Below are 16,272 nucleotides of genomic sequence, written 5' to 3' on the forward strand. Positions count from 1 at the left end.
GCACGGGATTCATCATCCTAAAAAACAATCACAAACAAAAACAAACCTAAAGCGCGCATTAAAATCTCATACACTCATTCAAATATGAATTTCAAAAGCCTTATATTGAAGCGTTCCCATTGTTATGAAACAACCTTAGGAGGTTAATTAAAGAATGTCATTAACACTTTCGAAAATCGAAGAATATCTCGGAAACGAGACAGAAGCGTTACTCGGCCATGAGTGCAAGACCATTTCAAAAGACAGCCTGTACCTTCCGTCAGCTGATTTTGTAAGTCAGGTATGGTCACAGTCAGACCGTAACATCCGTGTACTGCGGAATATGCAGTCCATCTACAATACCGGCCGCCTCGCAGGCACCGGATATGTATCCATCCTTCCTGTAGATCAGGGTATTGAGCATTCCGGCGGTGCTTCATTTGCAAAAAACCCTGCCTACTTTGATCCTGAAAACATCGTTAAGCTGGCCATTGAAGGCGGCTGTAACGCGGTTGCTTCAACCTACGGCGTACTCGGTGCGGTTGCGCGCAAGTACGCGCACAAAATTCCGTTTGTGGTAAAAATCAACCACAATGAGCTGATGACCTATCCGAACACATTTGATCAGATCATGTTCGGTACGATTGATCAGGCTTATGACATGGGTGCCGCAGCTATCGGCGCGACCATTTATTTCGGCTCCGACGAATCTGCCCGTCAGATTGTAGAAGTTGCGCAGGCATTTGCCTATGCACACGAGCTCGGCATGGCAACCATCCTGTGGTGCTACACCCGTAACAATGCCTTCAAAAAAGACGGCGTGGACTATCACGTAGCGGCCGATCTTACCGGTCAGGCCAACCATCTTGGTGTTACGATTGAAGCCGACATCATCAAGCAAAAGCTTCCTGAAGTTAACGGTGGCTTCAAAGCGCTGAACACCGGTTCTTCTTCTTACGGAAAACTTGATGAGCGCATTTACAGTGAGCTTACAAGCGATAACCCGATTGACCTCACCCGCTATCAGCTGGCCAACTGCTACATGGGCCGCGCGGGTCTGATCAACTCCGGTGGCGCTTCCGGTGACAACGATTTTGCGGACGCCGTTAAAACCGCGGTTATCAACAAACGCGCCGGTGGTTCAGGTCTCATTAGTGGTCGTAAAGCTTTCCAGCGTCCGATGGACGAAGGTGCCAAGCTTCTCCAAACCATTCAGGATGTATATCTGAACGAAGAAGTAACCATCGCGTAACTTCTTTTTTATCAGCAATTCAGGCGGAACCGGATCACCATCCGGTTCCGTTTTTTTTAGCCCTAATCCCCGTTTACTATGCGCAGCAACCGAATTTGTAAACTCTTTGGGATTCGCTATCCCATCATTCAGGCCGGTATGGTGTGGTGCTCCGGCTGGAAACTTGCGGCTGCCGTTTCCAAAAAAGGCGGACTTGGTATTATTGGTGCGGGTTCCATGTATCCGGAAGTGCTCAGGCAGCACATTCAGCGCCTGAGGGCCGCAACCGATAAACCCTTCGCGGTAAACGTACCCCTGCTCTACCCCGATATTGATCAGCACATGGCCGTGATTGAAGCGGAGCAAGTGCCGATTGTATTTACCTCTGCGGGTAACCCCGCGACCTGGACCGGATGGCTGAAAGAGCGGGGCATTGTAGTGGTTCACGTGGTGCCCAATGTGAGTCTCGCGCGCAAGTGTGAACAGCGCGGCGTGGACGCTGTGGTTTGTGAAGGTTTTGAAGCCGGCGGCCATAACGGCAAAGATGAAATCACAACCCTCTGCCTGATTCCGCAGGCGGCGGAGGCGCTGCAGATACCTGTTATTGCTGCCGGGGGAATTGGGGACGGACGTGCTGTGGCAGCGGCTTTTGCACTTGGGGCAGAAGCGGTTCAGATCGGCTCCCGCTTTGCAGCAACGCTGGAAAGTTCAGCACACGAAAATTTTAAAGAGAAAATTGTGGAAGCGGATGACCGCGCAACGGTGCTCTGCATGAAAGACGTGGTGCCGGTTCGACTCATCAAAAACGCGTTTTACGAAAAAATACAGGCCGCAGAAAACCGCTGTGCACCTCCTGATGAAATTCGTGCTATATTAGGAAAACGACGCGCCAAAGCCGGCATATTCGAAGGTGACCTTGTTGAAGGGGAACTCGAAATAGGGCAAATTTCAGGATTAATCCGGGATATCCCCTCCGCTGCCGATTTGTTCGACCGTCTGCTTCAGGAGTATCAGCAAAGTGTAGCCGGGCTTCCCCCTCAGCTCTGACCGGGCCATTACCTTTTCACGATTTCATCAGATTGTCATCCCCCAATAAGCATATCGCAGGTTCACCACGGGATTTAATTTCCAATAAATACCTGTTTATCTCCATCTCGCTTAGCGTTGTGGCAACGGGGATTGTGCTCTATCTCACCTATACGCCGGAAGGTTTCGAGCATGTGCGGCTGAAGCGAATGCCGGGTCTGGTGATTGCGAGCGTGGTGATGTTTCTTAAGATTTGGTTTACTGCCGCAAAAATCAGATATCTGGCAGAGAAAAAGATCAGCTGGGCCGGAGCTTTCCGGATTGTGCTATCCTGGGATTTTGCTTCTGCAATTACGCCTTCCACCATTGGCGGTGCCCCTCTCGGCATTTACGCGATGACGCGCGAACACATCCCGCTGGGTCAGGCAAGCGCCATCACGTTTTACACCATTCTGCTGGATCAGATTTTTTATCTGATGGTGATTCCCATCCTGATTATCGGCGGAATCTATATGGAAGTCATTCCGCAGGCCTTTGGGGTCATTGGCAAATCGGCTATGGGGTTTGTTTATCTCAGCCTGCTCGGATACGGGGCCGTGCTGGCGTACGGTGTGCTCATCAATCCGCTATATCTGAAGAAAATGGTACAAGCCCTTTTCAGGCTCCCATTCCTCCGAAAATATGCGGATAGCGTTGATAAGGAGCTCGACAATCTGGTTAAAACATCCGGTGTGCTAAGCCGGAAACCGTTTAGTTTTTTGGCCAAAGCTTACGGACTCGCAGCCCTGGCCTGGATGGCGCGTGCCGCCCTGCCGGCCATCGTGGTGCTGAGTTTCCTGCCCGCTGAAGAAGTGCTGTTGTTCTTCCGAAGCTTTGCCATGTCGCTCGCAACGCTGTTCATGCCAACCCCCGGCGGTAGCGGCGGGGTTGAAGCGCTGTTTGTGATTTTTCTTGGTCCCCTGTTTGACCGTGAAATCTTTATCGGAATTGCTACTTTTATGTGGCGCTTTATTACGTTTTACTCCATCATCGGCATTGGCATTATGGTGATGAGCTGGTACCTGAACAACGCCGTCGTCAAAAGTTTTAGCGACAGCCGGAACAAAGAAGAAGATCGGAATACCGAACAGGACGATAAGCCTGCGGGCACATAAGGTTCCTTACTCTGACTTTCCTTCAAGCAAATCAAACTGCTGTTCTGCGTCAGCCGGTGGCTGCGTAAGTAAGCTGACGATAACCGTGATGAGGAGACCCGCGATAAATCCCGGGATTAGTTCATAGGAGATGGCCCTGAGCGAATCGGTAAGCCGCCAGACAATGGTTACCGTGGCGCCGCTCAGCATGCCTGCCACTACGCCGGCTCCGGTGGTACGCTTCCAGTAAAGGGCAAGCACGGAAGTCGGGCCAATGGCAGCACCGAGACCAGCCCATGCAAAAAGGACGAGCCAAAATACCAGATCCTGTGCAACCCATGCGAAAAACAGGCTCACCAAGACGAGCACGACAACGACCGTTCGGCTCAGACGCACAAGCCGCTCCTGCGGGATGTGCTGCCCCTTGCCGAGCATTTTTTCAGTGACATCGCGCACCAGACTTGATGCCGCAACAAGAAGCTGGGAATCAGCCGATGACATGATTGCCGCAAATACAGAAGCCATGATGACGCCAAAAAACACCGGATGTAACAGGGTTTGGGCGATGTGGGGGAACAGGTTCTCGGTATCTCCTTCGGGCAGCATGGAAAGCTCAGGAAAGAGCACACGACCTGCGAGACCGGTAAACAGTGCGCCCCAGGCCATGAGCACATTCCAGAGTGTACCTACCATGCAGGCCGTTTTAAGCTGCGCCTCATTTTCGATGGAAAGATAGCGCGATATGATGTGCGGATTACCCGGAGAACCAAGACCGATTGCGAGTCCGCCAATGGCGGCGCCGAGACCCAGTGCGTAAGGATCGAGCATGAGCGGATCAAAAGCCGCAAGCTGACCCGCGACAAATGCCCATCCGCCCAGGTGCACAATCAGCAACAGGGGAAGCAAAACAAGGGAAAAGAGCATGAGAAAGCCCTGCAGCACATCCGTAAGGCTAACGGCCAGAAAACCGCCCACTACCGTGTAGGTTAGTACAATCAGGGCTGTGATAGCAATTCCCCAAAAAGGATCGATGCCGAAACCGGATACAAAAGTTTTCCCTCCTGCTACAAACTGTGCCGAAACATAACCTGTCATAAAAATCAGGATGATAGCCACCAGTACAATCCGGATGAGCTTTTCGTGGGCAGGAAAGCGTTCAGCAAAAAAATCGGGTATGGTGATCACATTCCGGACTTCAGCAAACCGCCGCAAACGACGGGCGTAATACAAAAACAGCCAGATTTCCACGATAATGTAGCCCATCACAGACCACACCGCCTGAACACCAACACTCCAGGCCATGCCGGTAACGCCGAGCAACAACCACGCACTTCTTCCCGAGACCACGGCAGAAAGTGCGACCACGAAACGGTTCATCCGCCTCCCTCCCACAAAGTACTCGCTGATGCCCTGCGAAGAAAAGCGGGAAGCATACACGCCAATCAGGATGATAAGAATGAGATAGGCGATGAAGGAGACAATAGCAAGGGGTTCAGCTGTAACCGTCATTTCACACGCTCCCTGAAGCTTTCAAACCAGACTCCGAACCCTGCAAGCGCAATGATGATCAGCGGTAGTGCAAATAAGAAGAAATGGTACGCAGACATATCAGGATAGGGTTTATTGGTGAGCGGCTTGATGCGGAAAATAAAAAACCCCGATGGTATTTTCACCAGCGGGGTTTAAAAAGGCGTCTTGGAGTTTAGTTTCCTAAGAGTCCAAAGTAAATCAAACCAAAAATACCGATGGCCCAGCAATACCAGGCAAAGTAAAAGATACCTTTTGATTTGAACAGAATGATCAGATACTTCAGCGCATAATATCCGGATACGAGCGCAACGAAAAAGCCTACGATAAGTGGCAGGACCATATCATCGGCAAGACCTGTCGTCTGAAGCTTGAGTAAATCAACAAGGGTTGCTCCGGCAAGGACAGGAATCATCATAATAAACGTGAAATTCGCGATGTCTTCCCGTTTGATGCCCAAATATACCGCCATGGAAATGGTTGCCCCCGAGCGGCTGATACCCGGCAATAGCGCCAAAGCCTGTGCCAAACCAACAATGAACGTATTTTTAAGGGTAAGACCTTTGGTCCCCTCTCCATAAAATTTAGTGGCATAAAGCATGAAACCCGTGACCATAAACATGGAAGAAATGCCAACCGGATTCGCAAAAACCGTCTCCACCTGATCCCGAATGGTAAAGCCTGCAATTCCGGCGGGAATCATACTTACCAAAATGAAGGTGTTAAAGCGCAGGTCATAATCATTGTCCCAGTTACGGAAACAACTCACAGGGCTTTTCAGAATTCTGAAAACAGAAAAGAGTAGCTCCGTGAGTTTCTGCCGAAAGTAGATGAAAACGCTAAACAGGGTTCCGAAGTGAACAATCAGATCAAAAAGAAGATCGGTATCAAGTTCCTGCCCCAGAAGTGCACCTGCAATACGCAAATGTCCTGAGCTTGAAATGGGAAGAAATTCGGTTACCCCCTGCACAAGCGCCAGGATAATTGCTTCCAGTAAATCCATGTATAATTTGAAGTTAGTTTAAAAATATTATTGTACGCTTAAAAGCACTTTGCGCAGAGTAAAGGTCTCGTATCTGACTGTCTCATTTTGAATCGCGTACTTTCATAGAGCGGCTAATAATAAGGTTTTTTACGGTGTTTTTAATACAGAAAAGCCGCCTTCTGAAACTTCAAAAGGCGGCTTTAAAGCTTGATTACAGATGTTTTAGAACGGAAGGTCGCTGTCTTCATCAATTGAAGGCAAATCCTTGTCGTCCAGCGGGGGGATATCTTCGGAGTAGGATTGTCCGGGAGCCGGGGCTCCGCCGCCGTCAGCCGGCATAACTTTCCATGCCTTGCAATCGGTGTACCAGCGGCCGTTGTATTCGCGGGATTCAACATCGAAAGCTACATTTAGATGCTGTCCCTGAGAAAAGTTTTGCAGTACGTTTGCTTTATCCCCCCACATGGTGAAGCATACTTTCTTGGGATACTGTCCTGGGGTTTCAACCACAAAATCCTGCTTTTGCCAGGGGCCGTTTCTGCCCTGTCCGGATTGAACGGGTAAAATCTGAATCAGTGTACCATTTAATTCGAGTGACATACTTTAAATAAATCTGATTGGGGTGAGTAATGAATAAAAAACGCTGCTTCGCTTTTTGGCAGAAACAGCGCTTTAAGGTTTATGTTCTGTATTTAGGAATCTCTTTCCACGATGGCTTCCGGATTGGATACAAATGTACGGGCCATGGCCTCAAACTGATAGAGAAAACGACGCTGATCCCAGCGCGGGGAGAATTGTCCGAACTCCATCATAAATAAGCGGTTGTTTTCCTGATCGAACATGGTGTAATTGATGAACGGACCACCCATCAGGTCGTTTTCCATGCGCCAGATGCCGCGGGATTCGTAGGCTTCCATGCCGGCAATACTCATAAAACGCTGCTCGTAGGGCCGGTTAAAATCAGTTCTGACAAATTTGCCTTCTGATCCGCCCTGAATGTACTTCCGGTTAATGTCTTCCCGCTTGTTTGTAATCCATTCACGGTCTATTGAATCAAAATCATCGAAATCATCCTCCCACCAGACCCAGATCCAGCGGTCATTATCGGGCAGGAATCTGCGCAGGGTAAGTACGTTGAGCGTATCCACACCCAGCCGGTAATCATGCTGAATCCGGAATGACCAGCCATGGGTTTCGAGAATATCTCGTGACAGATCAGTTTGTTCTGCACGGCGGTACACATACCTGTGCCAGCGCTCGAGCTCAATATCGTGCAGCTCGGTCACGAGCCTGCGCTCATTTTGCAGAATTCTGTTGGAAAGGGTTTCAATATCGGGACCACTCAGAATCTTGACCGCCTGATTTCTTGACCACACATTTCTGAGTAAGTAATTAAAACTCTGATTCTGTCGTATGCTTTCCCTGACATTTTCACCCAGCAATGACCTGATAAAGGTTGAGACATTCGTTTGGTCATCTATGGGTCCTGCAATGATCACATTCTTATGCCGGTGAACAATATCCATATCAACGTTGGTGCGTAAGTCCCGGAAAATGAGATCAAACCGGGGCTCTTCTCTTGGCATGGTCATAATCAGCGCACCAAAAGTATTTCGGATAGCGTCTCCAAGTGGTCCGTCAGCATGGGTGGAATCCATGAGAACGATGACTTCACTGGGAGCACCAACAGCTTCCGGGCGGTAATCACCCTGACAGGCTGCTAAGCTGAGAAAGAGTACAGGAAGAAGAAAAAATATTGAGCGTCTGTGAAGCATTGGGCCTAAATTAATGAGATTCAAAAGTTAAGTTTACCAGCTGTAAAACTCAAATCAGTGCTGCGTAGTATTTTAGGCCGTTTCCACCTCGCCATATTTTAGGCTGCGCACAAACTCAAAATGGTGCTCCATCCAGTTTGCTTCATGTTGAAGTCCGCGAATATGATTAATCAGGGCAGATCCGACGACAAAACCGTCGGTTTTCTGTGAAATCTGCATAGCGTCTTCATGTGAACTAATGCCAAAACCCACGAGCACCGGGTTCTGCGTGATATTAGCATTCACCCGCTCGATGAAGCGGTTAACGGACTCCTCTACTTCCCCGCGGCTGCGTGCACCGGTCACACCCGTTACGGAAACACAATACACAAAGCCACCGGAGCGCGAATCAACCAGCCGCATTCTTTCATCTGTGCTGTTTGGGGCAACCAAATAGATCAGGGGAACCTGATATTTGCGACTTTCTTCAGCCAGCAAGCTGCTTTCTTCAACCGGAACGTCAGGTAGTATCAGCCCGTCAACACCTGATTCTGCACATCGCTCAAAAAAAGGTTCAATGCCGTAATACAAGAGCGGGTTAAGGTAGCCCATAAGCACAATGGGAATCTCAGATTTTTCACGGACTTGTTTTACCATGTCAAAAATATCATCCATCATCAGACCGCCTGCAAGGGCTACCTCACTCGAATACTGAATGGTTGGTCCGTCTGCCAGCGGATCGCTGAAGGGCATACCGAGCTCAATAATATCAGCTCCGTTTTTTTCATAACCCAGGATGAGATCAACGGTTGCAGATTTATCCGGGAAGCCAGCCGTAATGAACAGATTCATGATTTTTTCGCCGGGCTTTCTGTTTTCAAAAACCCGTTTCATGCCTTCGGATACAACAAGCTGATCGGTTTTATTCACTGATTCCATTAGGCCTTTGACTCCTCCTGATTGTTTCCGTAGAAATATTCTGATATGGTTCCCATGTCTTTGTCTCCTCTGCCGGAACAGTTGATAACAACAATATCGTCTTTACTTAAGCCTGGCATAAGCTCTTCCAGCCATGCGATGGCGTGTGCTGTTTCAATCGCCGGAATGATGCCTTCAAGCATGGAACAGCGTTTAACGGCGTCCATAGCCTGCGTATCGGTTACCGGATGATAGGAGACCCGGCCTGTATCATACAAATGAGCGTGTTCAGGGCCAACGCCGGGATAATCGAGACCGGCACTGATAGAGTGTGCAAGTTCAACCTGTCCCTGATGGGTCTGTAGCAAATAACTCAGCGAACCGTGCAGCACACCGGGCTTACCCTTTGAGAATGTTGCAGCTGTTTTATTGGTATCGGCTCCTTCCCCTGCAGCTTCAATACCAATGAGTCTGACGTGCTTTTTATCAATGAAGCGGTAGAAAATACCAATCGCATTGGATCCCCCTCCGACACAGGCTAAAACATAGTCCGGATCACGGCCTTCAGCCTCGATGCACTGTGCTTCTGTTTCCAAACCAATTACATCATGAAAATCACGTACCATCTGCGGATACGGGTGCGGTCCGACAGCTGAACCAATGATATAAAAGGTAGAATCAACATTGGTGACCCAATCCCGGATGGCTTCATTGGTTGCGTCTTTCAAAGTTTTGGATCCGCTTTCAACGCTTCTGACATCAGCGCCCAGCAAGCGCATACGGTCAACATTAAGCTTCTGACGCTTCATGTCTTCCGCGCCCATATAAACAATGCACTCCAGTCCGAACTTCGCGCAGACCGTCGCGGTAGCAACGCCGTGCTGACCCGCACCTGTTTCAGCAATGATGCGCTTTTTGCCCATTCTCATTGCAAGAAGTACCTGACCTATGGTATTGTTGATTTTGTGGGCTCCTGTATGACAAAGGTCTTCACGCTTGAAATAAATTTTACCGGTCCCGTAATGCCGGGTCAGACGCTCACACAGCGTAAAAGGGGTCGGCCTTCCTACGTATTCACGCAGATGATGCAGTCTTTCTTTTTTGAACTGTTCATCCTGTAATGCGTGCTGATAATGCTGCTCCAGTTCATCCAGCGCGGGGATTAAAATTTCGGGCACAAATTTGCCGCCAAACTTCCCGAAATATCCGTTTTTGCCGGGAAAATTATATTTGGCTGCTGTTTCAGGAGCGGTGCTGATTTCAGCTGTACTTTGATTTTCTTGCAAAATATATCAGATCTGATTGAATGTGTTTTAATGCGTTTTGCGCTGCGAAACCGACGAAAATAAGTCGCGGTTACAGTGGCATGCAAAGTAATAAAAGTGGCATAAAAAGGCTTTTAATTCACTATTTTTGGGAAAAATTAAAGAAATCTCTCTCCTTTCAATTAAGTTCAACAGTCGCAAAGGCTTACTCATGTCACGCTACATTCCTACCGATATAACTGTTTTATCAAAAGAAAAAGAACTCCACATAATCTGGAAAGACGGACACAAAAGCCGGTTTCCCTTCGGTGGCTTACGCAAAAACTGTCCGTGTGTATTTTGCCAGGGCGGACATGGCGAAATGGGAAAACCAATGGATCCTATTCAGTTTATTGCTGATACACCGGAACGCCTTAAACTAAACAACCTTAAGCCATCGGGCAACTACGCCCTGCACATGTTTTGGAGCGATGGTCATTCAACCGGGATTTACCGCTATCAGTATTTACGGGATGGCTGTCCGGTTGAAGCCGGTATCCTTCCCCCGTCAAAGTAGCTGTCTGCAGACAGTCCGGGCGTTCACCCTGCTCTTATTCGGATTCGGATACCGATTGGGAATCAGGATCAATGGTTAAGCGCGCTTCATCAAGTCTGTGCAGTGCGGTTCGGATTCTTTCGATGCCTGTTTCAAGCATTTGCTCATTACGTGCATAGCAAAGCCTGAACCAACCGGGCTCAGCATTATGGAAAAATTGTCCGGGCATGACGTTTACTCTCGCCTGTTCCAGGATGAAGTTGTAAAGCTGAAACTCCATTTCAAAGGTTTCGGAATCCAGCCATTTGCTCAGGTTCATCCAAACAAAAAAACCTGCGTCAGTAGGCTCAGCGGGTATGCCGGCTTTATCAAGTAAAGCATGCGTAAAATCTGATGCGCTTTTCAATCTCCGCTTATTCTCATCCGTAAAATGCTTCACGAAATCCTTGTCGCGCAGCAAGTTAATCAGGATTTGCTGTGTAGCATTCGATACTGGCATAAAATACGCGAGCTCTCTTACGACCTGCAGCACTTTTTCATTGGTTGAGTGAAGCAACCCCGCTTTAAATCCTGAAAGGGCAAAATCTTTTGCAAAGCCATACACAAGGTGAATATCCGCCCCAGCTTCCGCAGCAACTTCAGCAAGGGAGACATACGGCTGAGAACCAAAAACAGAGTTCATGTAGAGCTCATCCGCAACAATTTGCAGCTTATGATCAGCTGCAAATTTAACAATCATCTCAAGCGTTTCCCGGTCGTAGGTTTGGCCGAGCGGGTTGTTGGGGTTTGTGATGATTATTCCCCGCACTTTTATCGTGCGCTTGCCGGCATGCAGGAGCGCCTGCTGCAGCACCTCAAGCGTTAGTTTGTAGCCGTCTTCGGGACGCGTGTATGCGGGTACGGGCTCAACCTGAACCCTGGTTTTAAGATCATGGTCGAAACCAGCGTAATAGGGCGCAGGTAAAATCATCCCCTCCCCGGCCTCACAGAGCGCATACATCAGCATATCCAGGATTGCAGAGCTGCCTGTTGCGGTGACGATATGTTCAGCGCTGGCCTTTACCCCTGTGTAATCCGTTAAATAAGAAGCAAGTGCTTCTCTGAAGTCAGACATACCGTGAAGTTCTGCGTAGTGCGTGTGATGCTCACGGATATCGGGTGAAGCATTCAGTCTGTTTTTCAACAGATCAAATACAAGGTGATTTTCGGCGGTACCAAAATTGATGTAGCCTTTCGGGTTTGATTCCGGGTGCCAGGGGTCTGAAGCACAGCGGTAATGGGCGGCCACAAGCGGTTGATTACCGTCTAATATGCGCATACCGCGCTTTGAGATATACATTTTGCGCTAATCCTTGAAAAAAAAATTGGGGTTTTCTAATCAGCTAAAGTTTGATAGTAAGCCGGGATTGCTCCCTAAGCCAAGAGAAGCGTCAATAACAGCACCGCGCATGATTTCAGCTTCCGGTCTGCACAGATACCGGATAAGGCGGGCTACTTCTTCTGATTGTATCAGTCGCTCAGCCGGCAGCTGCCGGATAAGCTTTTCACGCTTTTGTTCGTCGAGATGATCTAAGGTTGAAGCGCCAAACATGGGCGTCTCAACGGCACCGGGGCAAACGGCAAAAACATCAACCGGATGATGCGAGAGTTCAGCCGCAAGCTGCCGCGTCATGAATGCAACGGCAGCTTTGCTCATACCGTCAGCCGTCGTAAAGTTCGGAAATTGCGTAATACCGCCTCCAACGGAACTGATATTCACAATTTTACCGCCCTTGATTTTCATTTCAGGAAGGAATTTTCGGATCATCCAAAGCGGCGAAACGGCATTCACGACCATCATGTAGTAGTCCTGCTCGTAGGGATCATCGCTCAGCTTTTTCACCGTTGCACTGCCAACAGCGGCATTGTTAATGAGAATGTCAGGTATTTTGCCGTCTAAGCTATCACATAGCGCTTCAAGGCTCTCACGTTGGGCAGCGTCCCAGGCGTAAGCGGTTAAGCGCTCATCGCCTTCCGCATTTCCGCAAAGCTTCTGCATGAGCGATAGAGCCGCTTTTTTGCCACTGCGATAGGTGAAAATGACGCGAAAACCATCTTCATAAAACAACCTTACCGTTTCCGCGCCAATGCCACTCGATCCCCCTGTTATAAGTACTGTTTTTTGCGAATTTGACATCAGTTAACCGGCACTTATTAAAAAAATGAGTGGACTAATCGTTCTGGAAAGGAATCATTTGGGTTAGAAGGCCCTTCAGATCGCCAAACTTATCCAGGTAATCTGTCTGACTTCTTCTGATGACTTCGAAAGCTTCATCACGATCGTAGGTGTGTGTTATTTCACAAGTTGTTTTATCCGACTCACCAGGAATCTGTTTGTATGTCAGGAAGTAGTGACGTAACCGGTCTACAACAATGGGCGGGATATCATTAATACTGCGGTAATTGCCATAAACCAGATCGCCCTTCATTACAGCGATGATTTTGTCATCGGCTTCGTTGCCGTCAATCATTCTGAAACCCCCGATAGGGATGGCCTGCAGCAAAATGTTGCCGTGCGTAATTTGTTTCTCTGATAAGATACAGATATCGAGCGGGTCGCTGTCACCTTCTACATCTATGCCGCTTTTCTCTTTACAAAATTCAGCGGTGGAATCGCCACAGTATGTTTGTGGTACAAAGCCGTAAAGCGCAGGGCAAACGTTGGAATAACGCTGCGGACGGTCAACTTTGAGAAATCCGGTATCTTTATCCACCTCATATTTAATTGTATCCGTGGGGACAATCTCAATAAAAGTAGTAACTACTTCCGGTGCCTTATCACCAATCATTACGCCATGCCAGGGATGTGATTTAAGAAGGAGACCAAGGAGTTTCCACATTTCTTCGGATGACTGAATACTCATAGTTTGGTTTGTATGTTAGATGAATAATTGCTGTTGCTCAGTAAAAGTAATAATTGTGAACAGCCAAAGTAAGCAATTCAGATATAAGATATGTGATGGAACCTGATTTTTTGCAGGGTATCCTCGCTCAGGTGATTCAAAAAGTCGTCAAGCAATGTATCGCCATACATACTGTAGTAATACGCCCAGCCAACGGTTCGCTCCTGCAACACACCTGACGGAAACAGTGCTTCTTTGACTTTAAGAATTCGTTTCTGCGCAACTTTTTCTTTTTTCTTTTTCTCCCGCATTACCTTGGCGATAAACTGTTCGGCAGCATTTTCTGCCCTTTTCAGGCTGCTGTTTAATGAGGTCTCCAGACTGCTGTCCGGTTCCGCGTAGCCTTCAAAAAATTGTCTGTAAAGTTTTTCATGTTCCGCTTTCCATTTTTCCAATGCCCTCACCGGAGACGCAAGCCCATCCTTAGATAGTGACATTAACACGACTGACTTAAGCAATTCTTCTTCACGTTTTTTATAGGATAAGAGAGGAAACGGCATGCCAGCCATCGTTTTACAGATGTTTTGCTCAACTACAGTTGTGCTGAATCGCGGCAACAAAACAGGTAAATCAAGTCCAAAACATCTAAAGAAAGTCTTGAGCTGCCCATGGTATGCAAGCTCAGCGGCACCCCCGGCATAAGCTATATTGGGTAACAGGTATTGCTGCACTACGGGTCTTAGCAATGCATTGGGAGACAACCTTGCGAAGAAGGAATCGGGCAGGTTTTGTACTGTTTCTTCGGTAAACAACTCTGATTCATGTCTCCCGGGCAACTTCCACCCTGTTGCCGAAAACGGGATTTTGATGCGTCCCATTGCGGGATCATGATAGAATAGAAGGCTGTCTGTGACCGCGACCTGCGCTTTCCAGTTTTGAGCAAGTTTGGCTGATGTAAGTTCCAGCTCATCACGCAATACCACCGGATTCGTCAATACCTTTTCAAAAACCGGTCTGCACAACTGTTTTACTTTAGGATGATTGCTACCGGCAAGCACGAGACCAAATCTCCCGAAAACCTGCATCATCTGCGCTCCAAAAGCTTTCACCCAGGGTTTTCCGCTTTGCCAGCTGTCATGCAATTTTTCAAGAGATTCCGCATAAGCTGAGCCCTTGTTGCTTGCTTCCCCGATTTCAGAAAGTAAGCGTTCAGCTTCTTCATTGACTTTTATATCACCAGCTGCAAAAGGGAGATCACCAAGGCTTCGGAAAGAAAACTTGCGGTTTGATTGGTTTGCCTTGAAATCCGGTAGATATATATGGTTGATTTCATCGTGATCATGATCTTCATCTGCAATCCAGAAAACAGGGACAATATTCAGATCGGCCTTTTCTTTCAGGTAACGGCTAAGCGCAATTACCGTGAGTGTTTTATAGAAACTGTAAGCCGGGCCGCCCAGGAAGCATGCTTGTTGTCCCGTTACAATAGTATAGCTGTTTGGGCTTTGAAGCGATTGAATGGATTCAATGGTAGACTTACCTGCCGTAAAACCCTGATTATATTCAAGGAGGAACTGAACCAGATTTTCCCGGCTTACCTTACCGAACCGTTTGGCCGTAAATGATTGAAAAGAAGAATAGTCAAAAGGGTTTTCCGGGTCGTAGAAGCTTTGCAGTGCTTTCTGACCTTCAACATAATCCGTCAGGAGGGCTGAAGCGCCAAGCTCCCGGTAGCTTACAGCCTCAAACTCCAATATTACCCCTTAATTTTTGCTATCTGATCTCTTAGCTTAGCCGCTTGCTCGTAATCTTCATTTTTGATAGCTGTTTCCAGTTTCGATTCAAGTTGTTTCAGCTGATCAGAAAAGGATTTTTCGGCACCCCCCGACTTTTTAGCGCTGGTCCCCGGTGATCCGGTTGCGTCTGCGCGTGATGTTGCTTTCAACTCATCATCCGAATCTATGCCAGCCTCATTTAATACCTCAACCGAGGCAAAAATAGGAGCTTTGAAACGGATTCCAAGGGCTATGGCATCGCTTGGTCTGGCATCAAGCTCAACATCGCTGCCATTTGAATCGCATATAACCTTAGCGAAGAAAGTGCCGTCTTTCAAATCGCTGATGACAATACTTTTGACGAACGAATCAAAATTTTGAATGATATCCCGAAGCAAATCGTGCGTCATGGGTCTTGGGGGCTTGATATGTTCAAGTTCAAGCGCTATGGCTTGTGCTTCGAAAGTACCTATTATAATGGGAAGTCTCCTGCTGCCGTCCTTTTCCGAAAGGATCAGGGCATATGCGCCACCGCTGCTTGGGCTTGTTGACAGCCCAAGTATGTCCATCTGTATTTTATCCACAAAAAAACTGTTTTAAGAAAATGGTCTAAGGTCTTGGCCGGAAAGCTTATCTGCCGCGCCAAATTTACTAAATTTATATAGCGACTAAAACAGGAAGATACGCTTCATCATTCTGATAAAACAGCTTACATCCTGCGGAATATGCAACTGTGGTTTGAAATTCACGGCCCGACAGCACTTAAAATAAAAGTGCGGGAGCGTATTTAATGATTGATATTTGCGATAATGCGGTGTAAATTTCAAAATTGTAGGATTTAGTACTGAATTCAATGTGATTTCTAACCCAATCAACATGCTCGAAGCATATTTGCCGATCTTTATACTGCTTGGAATTTCATTATTTCTGGCTATTGTTTTAGCAATTCTCTCAAGAATCATCGGACCTTACCGACCTTCCGCTACTAAGCTCAGGCCTTACGAAAGCGGAATGGATCCTGTAGGTGACGCAAAAGAACGATACTCGATCAGCTTCTACATGGTAGCAATGGAGTTTATCGTATTCGATCTCGAAATTATCTTTATCTACCCCTGGGCTGTACGCTATCAGGAGCTTGGTTTCGGAACTTTCTTTGCGGTGATGGTATTTATTACAATACTCACATTAGGTTTAATTTATACGCTCAAAAAAGAGTCCAAAAACTTCGAAATCAGCAAATCTACCAATTAATAATTTAATCT

16 protein-coding genes are annotated in these 16,272 nt (G+C 47.6%); 5 read left to right on the forward strand and 11 right to left on the reverse strand.

Going from position 1 to position 16,272, the window contains the following annotated elements:
* Window positions 1–154: 154 nt before the first annotated feature.
* From CYPRO_RS09205 to CYPRO_RS09215, 3 genes are all read left to right on the forward strand, one after another.
* Entirely contained in the window at window positions 155–1,231 is a 1,077-nt protein-coding gene (locus CYPRO_RS09205; RefSeq protein ID WP_114984340.1) for a class I fructose-bisphosphate aldolase, read from the forward strand.
* 78 nt (window positions 1,232–1,309) lie between these two features.
* Window positions 1,310–2,257, forward strand: a complete 948-nt coding sequence (locus CYPRO_RS09210; protein WP_114984341.1) for an NAD(P)H-dependent flavin oxidoreductase — start codon at window positions 1,310–1,312, stop codon at window positions 2,255–2,257.
* A gap of 32 nt (window positions 2,258–2,289) precedes the next feature.
* The gene (locus CYPRO_RS09215) at window positions 2,290–3,390 is read left to right on the forward strand and encodes a lysylphosphatidylglycerol synthase transmembrane domain-containing protein (RefSeq protein WP_240644720.1); all 1,101 of its coding nucleotides are present in this window, start codon (window positions 2,290–2,292) and stop codon (window positions 3,388–3,390) included.
* 6 nt (window positions 3,391–3,396) lie between these two features.
* Here CYPRO_RS09215 and CYPRO_RS09220 read toward each other — a convergent pair whose 3' ends face one another.
* From CYPRO_RS09220 to trpB, 6 genes are all read right to left on the reverse strand, one after another.
* Window positions 3,397–4,878: a sodium/proline symporter gene (locus CYPRO_RS09220; RefSeq protein ID WP_114984342.1), complete on the reverse strand. Its 1,482-nt coding sequence runs from the start codon at window positions 4,876–4,878 to the stop codon at window positions 3,397–3,399.
* Between the two features lie 193 nt (window positions 4,879–5,071).
* Complete coding sequence (locus CYPRO_RS09225; RefSeq protein ID WP_114984343.1) at window positions 5,072–5,899, reverse strand: undecaprenyl-diphosphate phosphatase; 828 nt, start codon at window positions 5,897–5,899, stop codon at window positions 5,072–5,074.
* A 204-nt stretch (window positions 5,900–6,103) separates the two neighbouring features.
* Complete coding sequence (locus CYPRO_RS09230; protein WP_114984344.1) at window positions 6,104–6,481, reverse strand: DUF3127 domain-containing protein; 378 nt, start codon at window positions 6,479–6,481, stop codon at window positions 6,104–6,106.
* Between the two features lie 92 nt (window positions 6,482–6,573).
* Window positions 6,574–7,656 carry a DUF4837 family protein gene (locus tag CYPRO_RS09235; protein WP_114984345.1) on the reverse strand — a complete coding sequence of 361 codons (1,083 nt, stop codon included), beginning with the start codon at window positions 7,654–7,656 and terminating at the stop codon, window positions 6,574–6,576.
* A 72-nt stretch (window positions 7,657–7,728) separates the two neighbouring features.
* A complete protein-coding gene (gene trpA, locus CYPRO_RS09240) occupies window positions 7,729–8,574 on the reverse strand; it encodes a tryptophan synthase subunit alpha (RefSeq protein WP_240644721.1) in 846 nt (281 codons plus the stop codon).
* Window positions 8,574–9,812 carry a tryptophan synthase subunit beta gene (gene trpB, locus CYPRO_RS09245; protein ID WP_114985754.1) on the reverse strand — a complete coding sequence of 413 codons (1,239 nt, stop codon included), beginning with the start codon at window positions 9,810–9,812 and terminating at the stop codon, window positions 8,574–8,576. The genes trpA and trpB overlap by 1 nt, the downstream gene beginning before the upstream one ends.
* A gap of 154 nt (window positions 9,813–9,966) precedes the next feature.
* Between trpB and CYPRO_RS09250 the strand changes: the two genes are divergently transcribed.
* On the forward strand, window positions 9,967–10,374 hold the full coding sequence (locus tag CYPRO_RS09250) for a DUF971 domain-containing protein (protein WP_114984346.1): 408 nt from the start codon (window positions 9,967–9,969) through the stop codon (window positions 10,372–10,374).
* Window positions 10,375–10,408: 34 nt separating this feature from the next.
* Here CYPRO_RS09250 and CYPRO_RS09255 read toward each other — a convergent pair whose 3' ends face one another.
* The 5 genes from CYPRO_RS09255 to CYPRO_RS09275 all read right to left on the reverse strand — a co-directional run bounded on the left by CYPRO_RS09255 (window position 10,409) and on the right by CYPRO_RS09275 (window position 15,594).
* Window positions 10,409–11,692: an aminotransferase class I/II-fold pyridoxal phosphate-dependent enzyme gene (locus tag CYPRO_RS09255; protein WP_114984347.1), complete on the reverse strand. Its 1,284-nt coding sequence runs from the start codon at window positions 11,690–11,692 to the stop codon at window positions 10,409–10,411.
* A gap of 39 nt (window positions 11,693–11,731) precedes the next feature.
* Window positions 11,732–12,529 (reverse strand): SDR family NAD(P)-dependent oxidoreductase, encoded by a 798-nt coding sequence (locus tag CYPRO_RS09260; RefSeq protein WP_114984348.1) that lies wholly within the window; start codon window positions 12,527–12,529, stop codon window positions 11,732–11,734.
* 34 nt (window positions 12,530–12,563) lie between these two features.
* Window positions 12,564–13,256, reverse strand: a complete 693-nt coding sequence (locus CYPRO_RS09265; RefSeq protein ID WP_114984349.1) for an inorganic pyrophosphatase — start codon at window positions 13,254–13,256, stop codon at window positions 12,564–12,566.
* Between the two features lie 77 nt (window positions 13,257–13,333).
* Window positions 13,334–14,989 carry a bacillithiol biosynthesis cysteine-adding enzyme BshC gene (gene bshC / locus CYPRO_RS09270; protein ID WP_164682663.1) on the reverse strand — a complete coding sequence of 552 codons (1,656 nt, stop codon included), beginning with the start codon at window positions 14,987–14,989 and terminating at the stop codon, window positions 13,334–13,336.
* A 2-nt stretch (window positions 14,990–14,991) separates the two neighbouring features.
* Window positions 14,992–15,594 carry a bifunctional nuclease family protein gene (locus CYPRO_RS09275; protein WP_114984351.1) on the reverse strand — a complete coding sequence of 201 codons (603 nt, stop codon included), beginning with the start codon at window positions 15,592–15,594 and terminating at the stop codon, window positions 14,992–14,994.
* A 292-nt stretch (window positions 15,595–15,886) separates the two neighbouring features.
* Here CYPRO_RS09275 and CYPRO_RS09280 point away from each other — a divergent pair, with 292 nt between their 5' ends.
* A complete protein-coding gene (locus tag CYPRO_RS09280) occupies window positions 15,887–16,261 on the forward strand; it encodes an NADH-quinone oxidoreductase subunit A (protein WP_114984352.1) in 375 nt (124 codons plus the stop codon).
* The last annotated feature ends 11 nt before the right edge of the window (window positions 16,262–16,272 follow it).

It is taken from the genome of Cyclonatronum proteinivorum, assembly GCF_003353065.1.
Lineage (GTDB): Bacteria > Bacteroidota > Rhodothermia > Balneolales > Cyclonatronaceae > Cyclonatronum > Cyclonatronum proteinivorum.

What these genes read in the sequence shown, in the direction of transcription:
- CYPRO_RS09265 (WP_114984349.1), bottom strand. Translation starts at nt 13,256, where the DNA reads ATGAGTATTCAGTCATCCGAAGAAATGTGGAAACTCCTTGGTCTCCTT.
- CYPRO_RS09210 (WP_114984341.1), top strand. Translation starts at nt 1,310, where the DNA reads ATGCGCAGCAACCGAATTTGTAAACTCTTTGGGATTCGCTATCCCATC.
- CYPRO_RS09220 (WP_114984342.1), bottom strand. Translation starts at nt 4,878, where the DNA reads ATGACGGTTACAGCTGAACCCCTTGCTATTGTCTCCTTCATCGCCTAT.
- CYPRO_RS09205 (WP_114984340.1), top strand. Translation starts at nt 155, where the DNA reads ATGTCATTAACACTTTCGAAAATCGAAGAATATCTCGGAAACGAGACA.
- CYPRO_RS09230 (WP_114984344.1), bottom strand. Translation starts at nt 6,481, where the DNA reads ATGTCACTCGAATTAAATGGTACACTGATTCAGATTTTACCCGTTCAA.
- trpA (WP_240644721.1), bottom strand. Translation starts at nt 8,574, where the DNA reads ATGGAATCAGTGAATAAAACCGATCAGCTTGTTGTATCCGAAGGCATG.
- CYPRO_RS09280 (WP_114984352.1), top strand. Translation starts at nt 15,887, where the DNA reads ATGCTCGAAGCATATTTGCCGATCTTTATACTGCTTGGAATTTCATTA.
- CYPRO_RS09225 (WP_114984343.1), bottom strand. Translation starts at nt 5,899, where the DNA reads ATGGATTTACTGGAAGCAATTATCCTGGCGCTTGTGCAGGGGGTAACC.
- CYPRO_RS09260 (WP_114984348.1), bottom strand. Translation starts at nt 12,529, where the DNA reads ATGTCAAATTCGCAAAAAACAGTACTTATAACAGGGGGATCGAGTGGC.
- CYPRO_RS09255 (WP_114984347.1), bottom strand. Translation starts at nt 11,692, where the DNA reads ATGTATATCTCAAAGCGCGGTATGCGCATATTAGACGGTAATCAACCG.
- CYPRO_RS09235 (WP_114984345.1), bottom strand. Translation starts at nt 7,656, where the DNA reads ATGCTTCACAGACGCTCAATATTTTTTCTTCTTCCTGTACTCTTTCTC.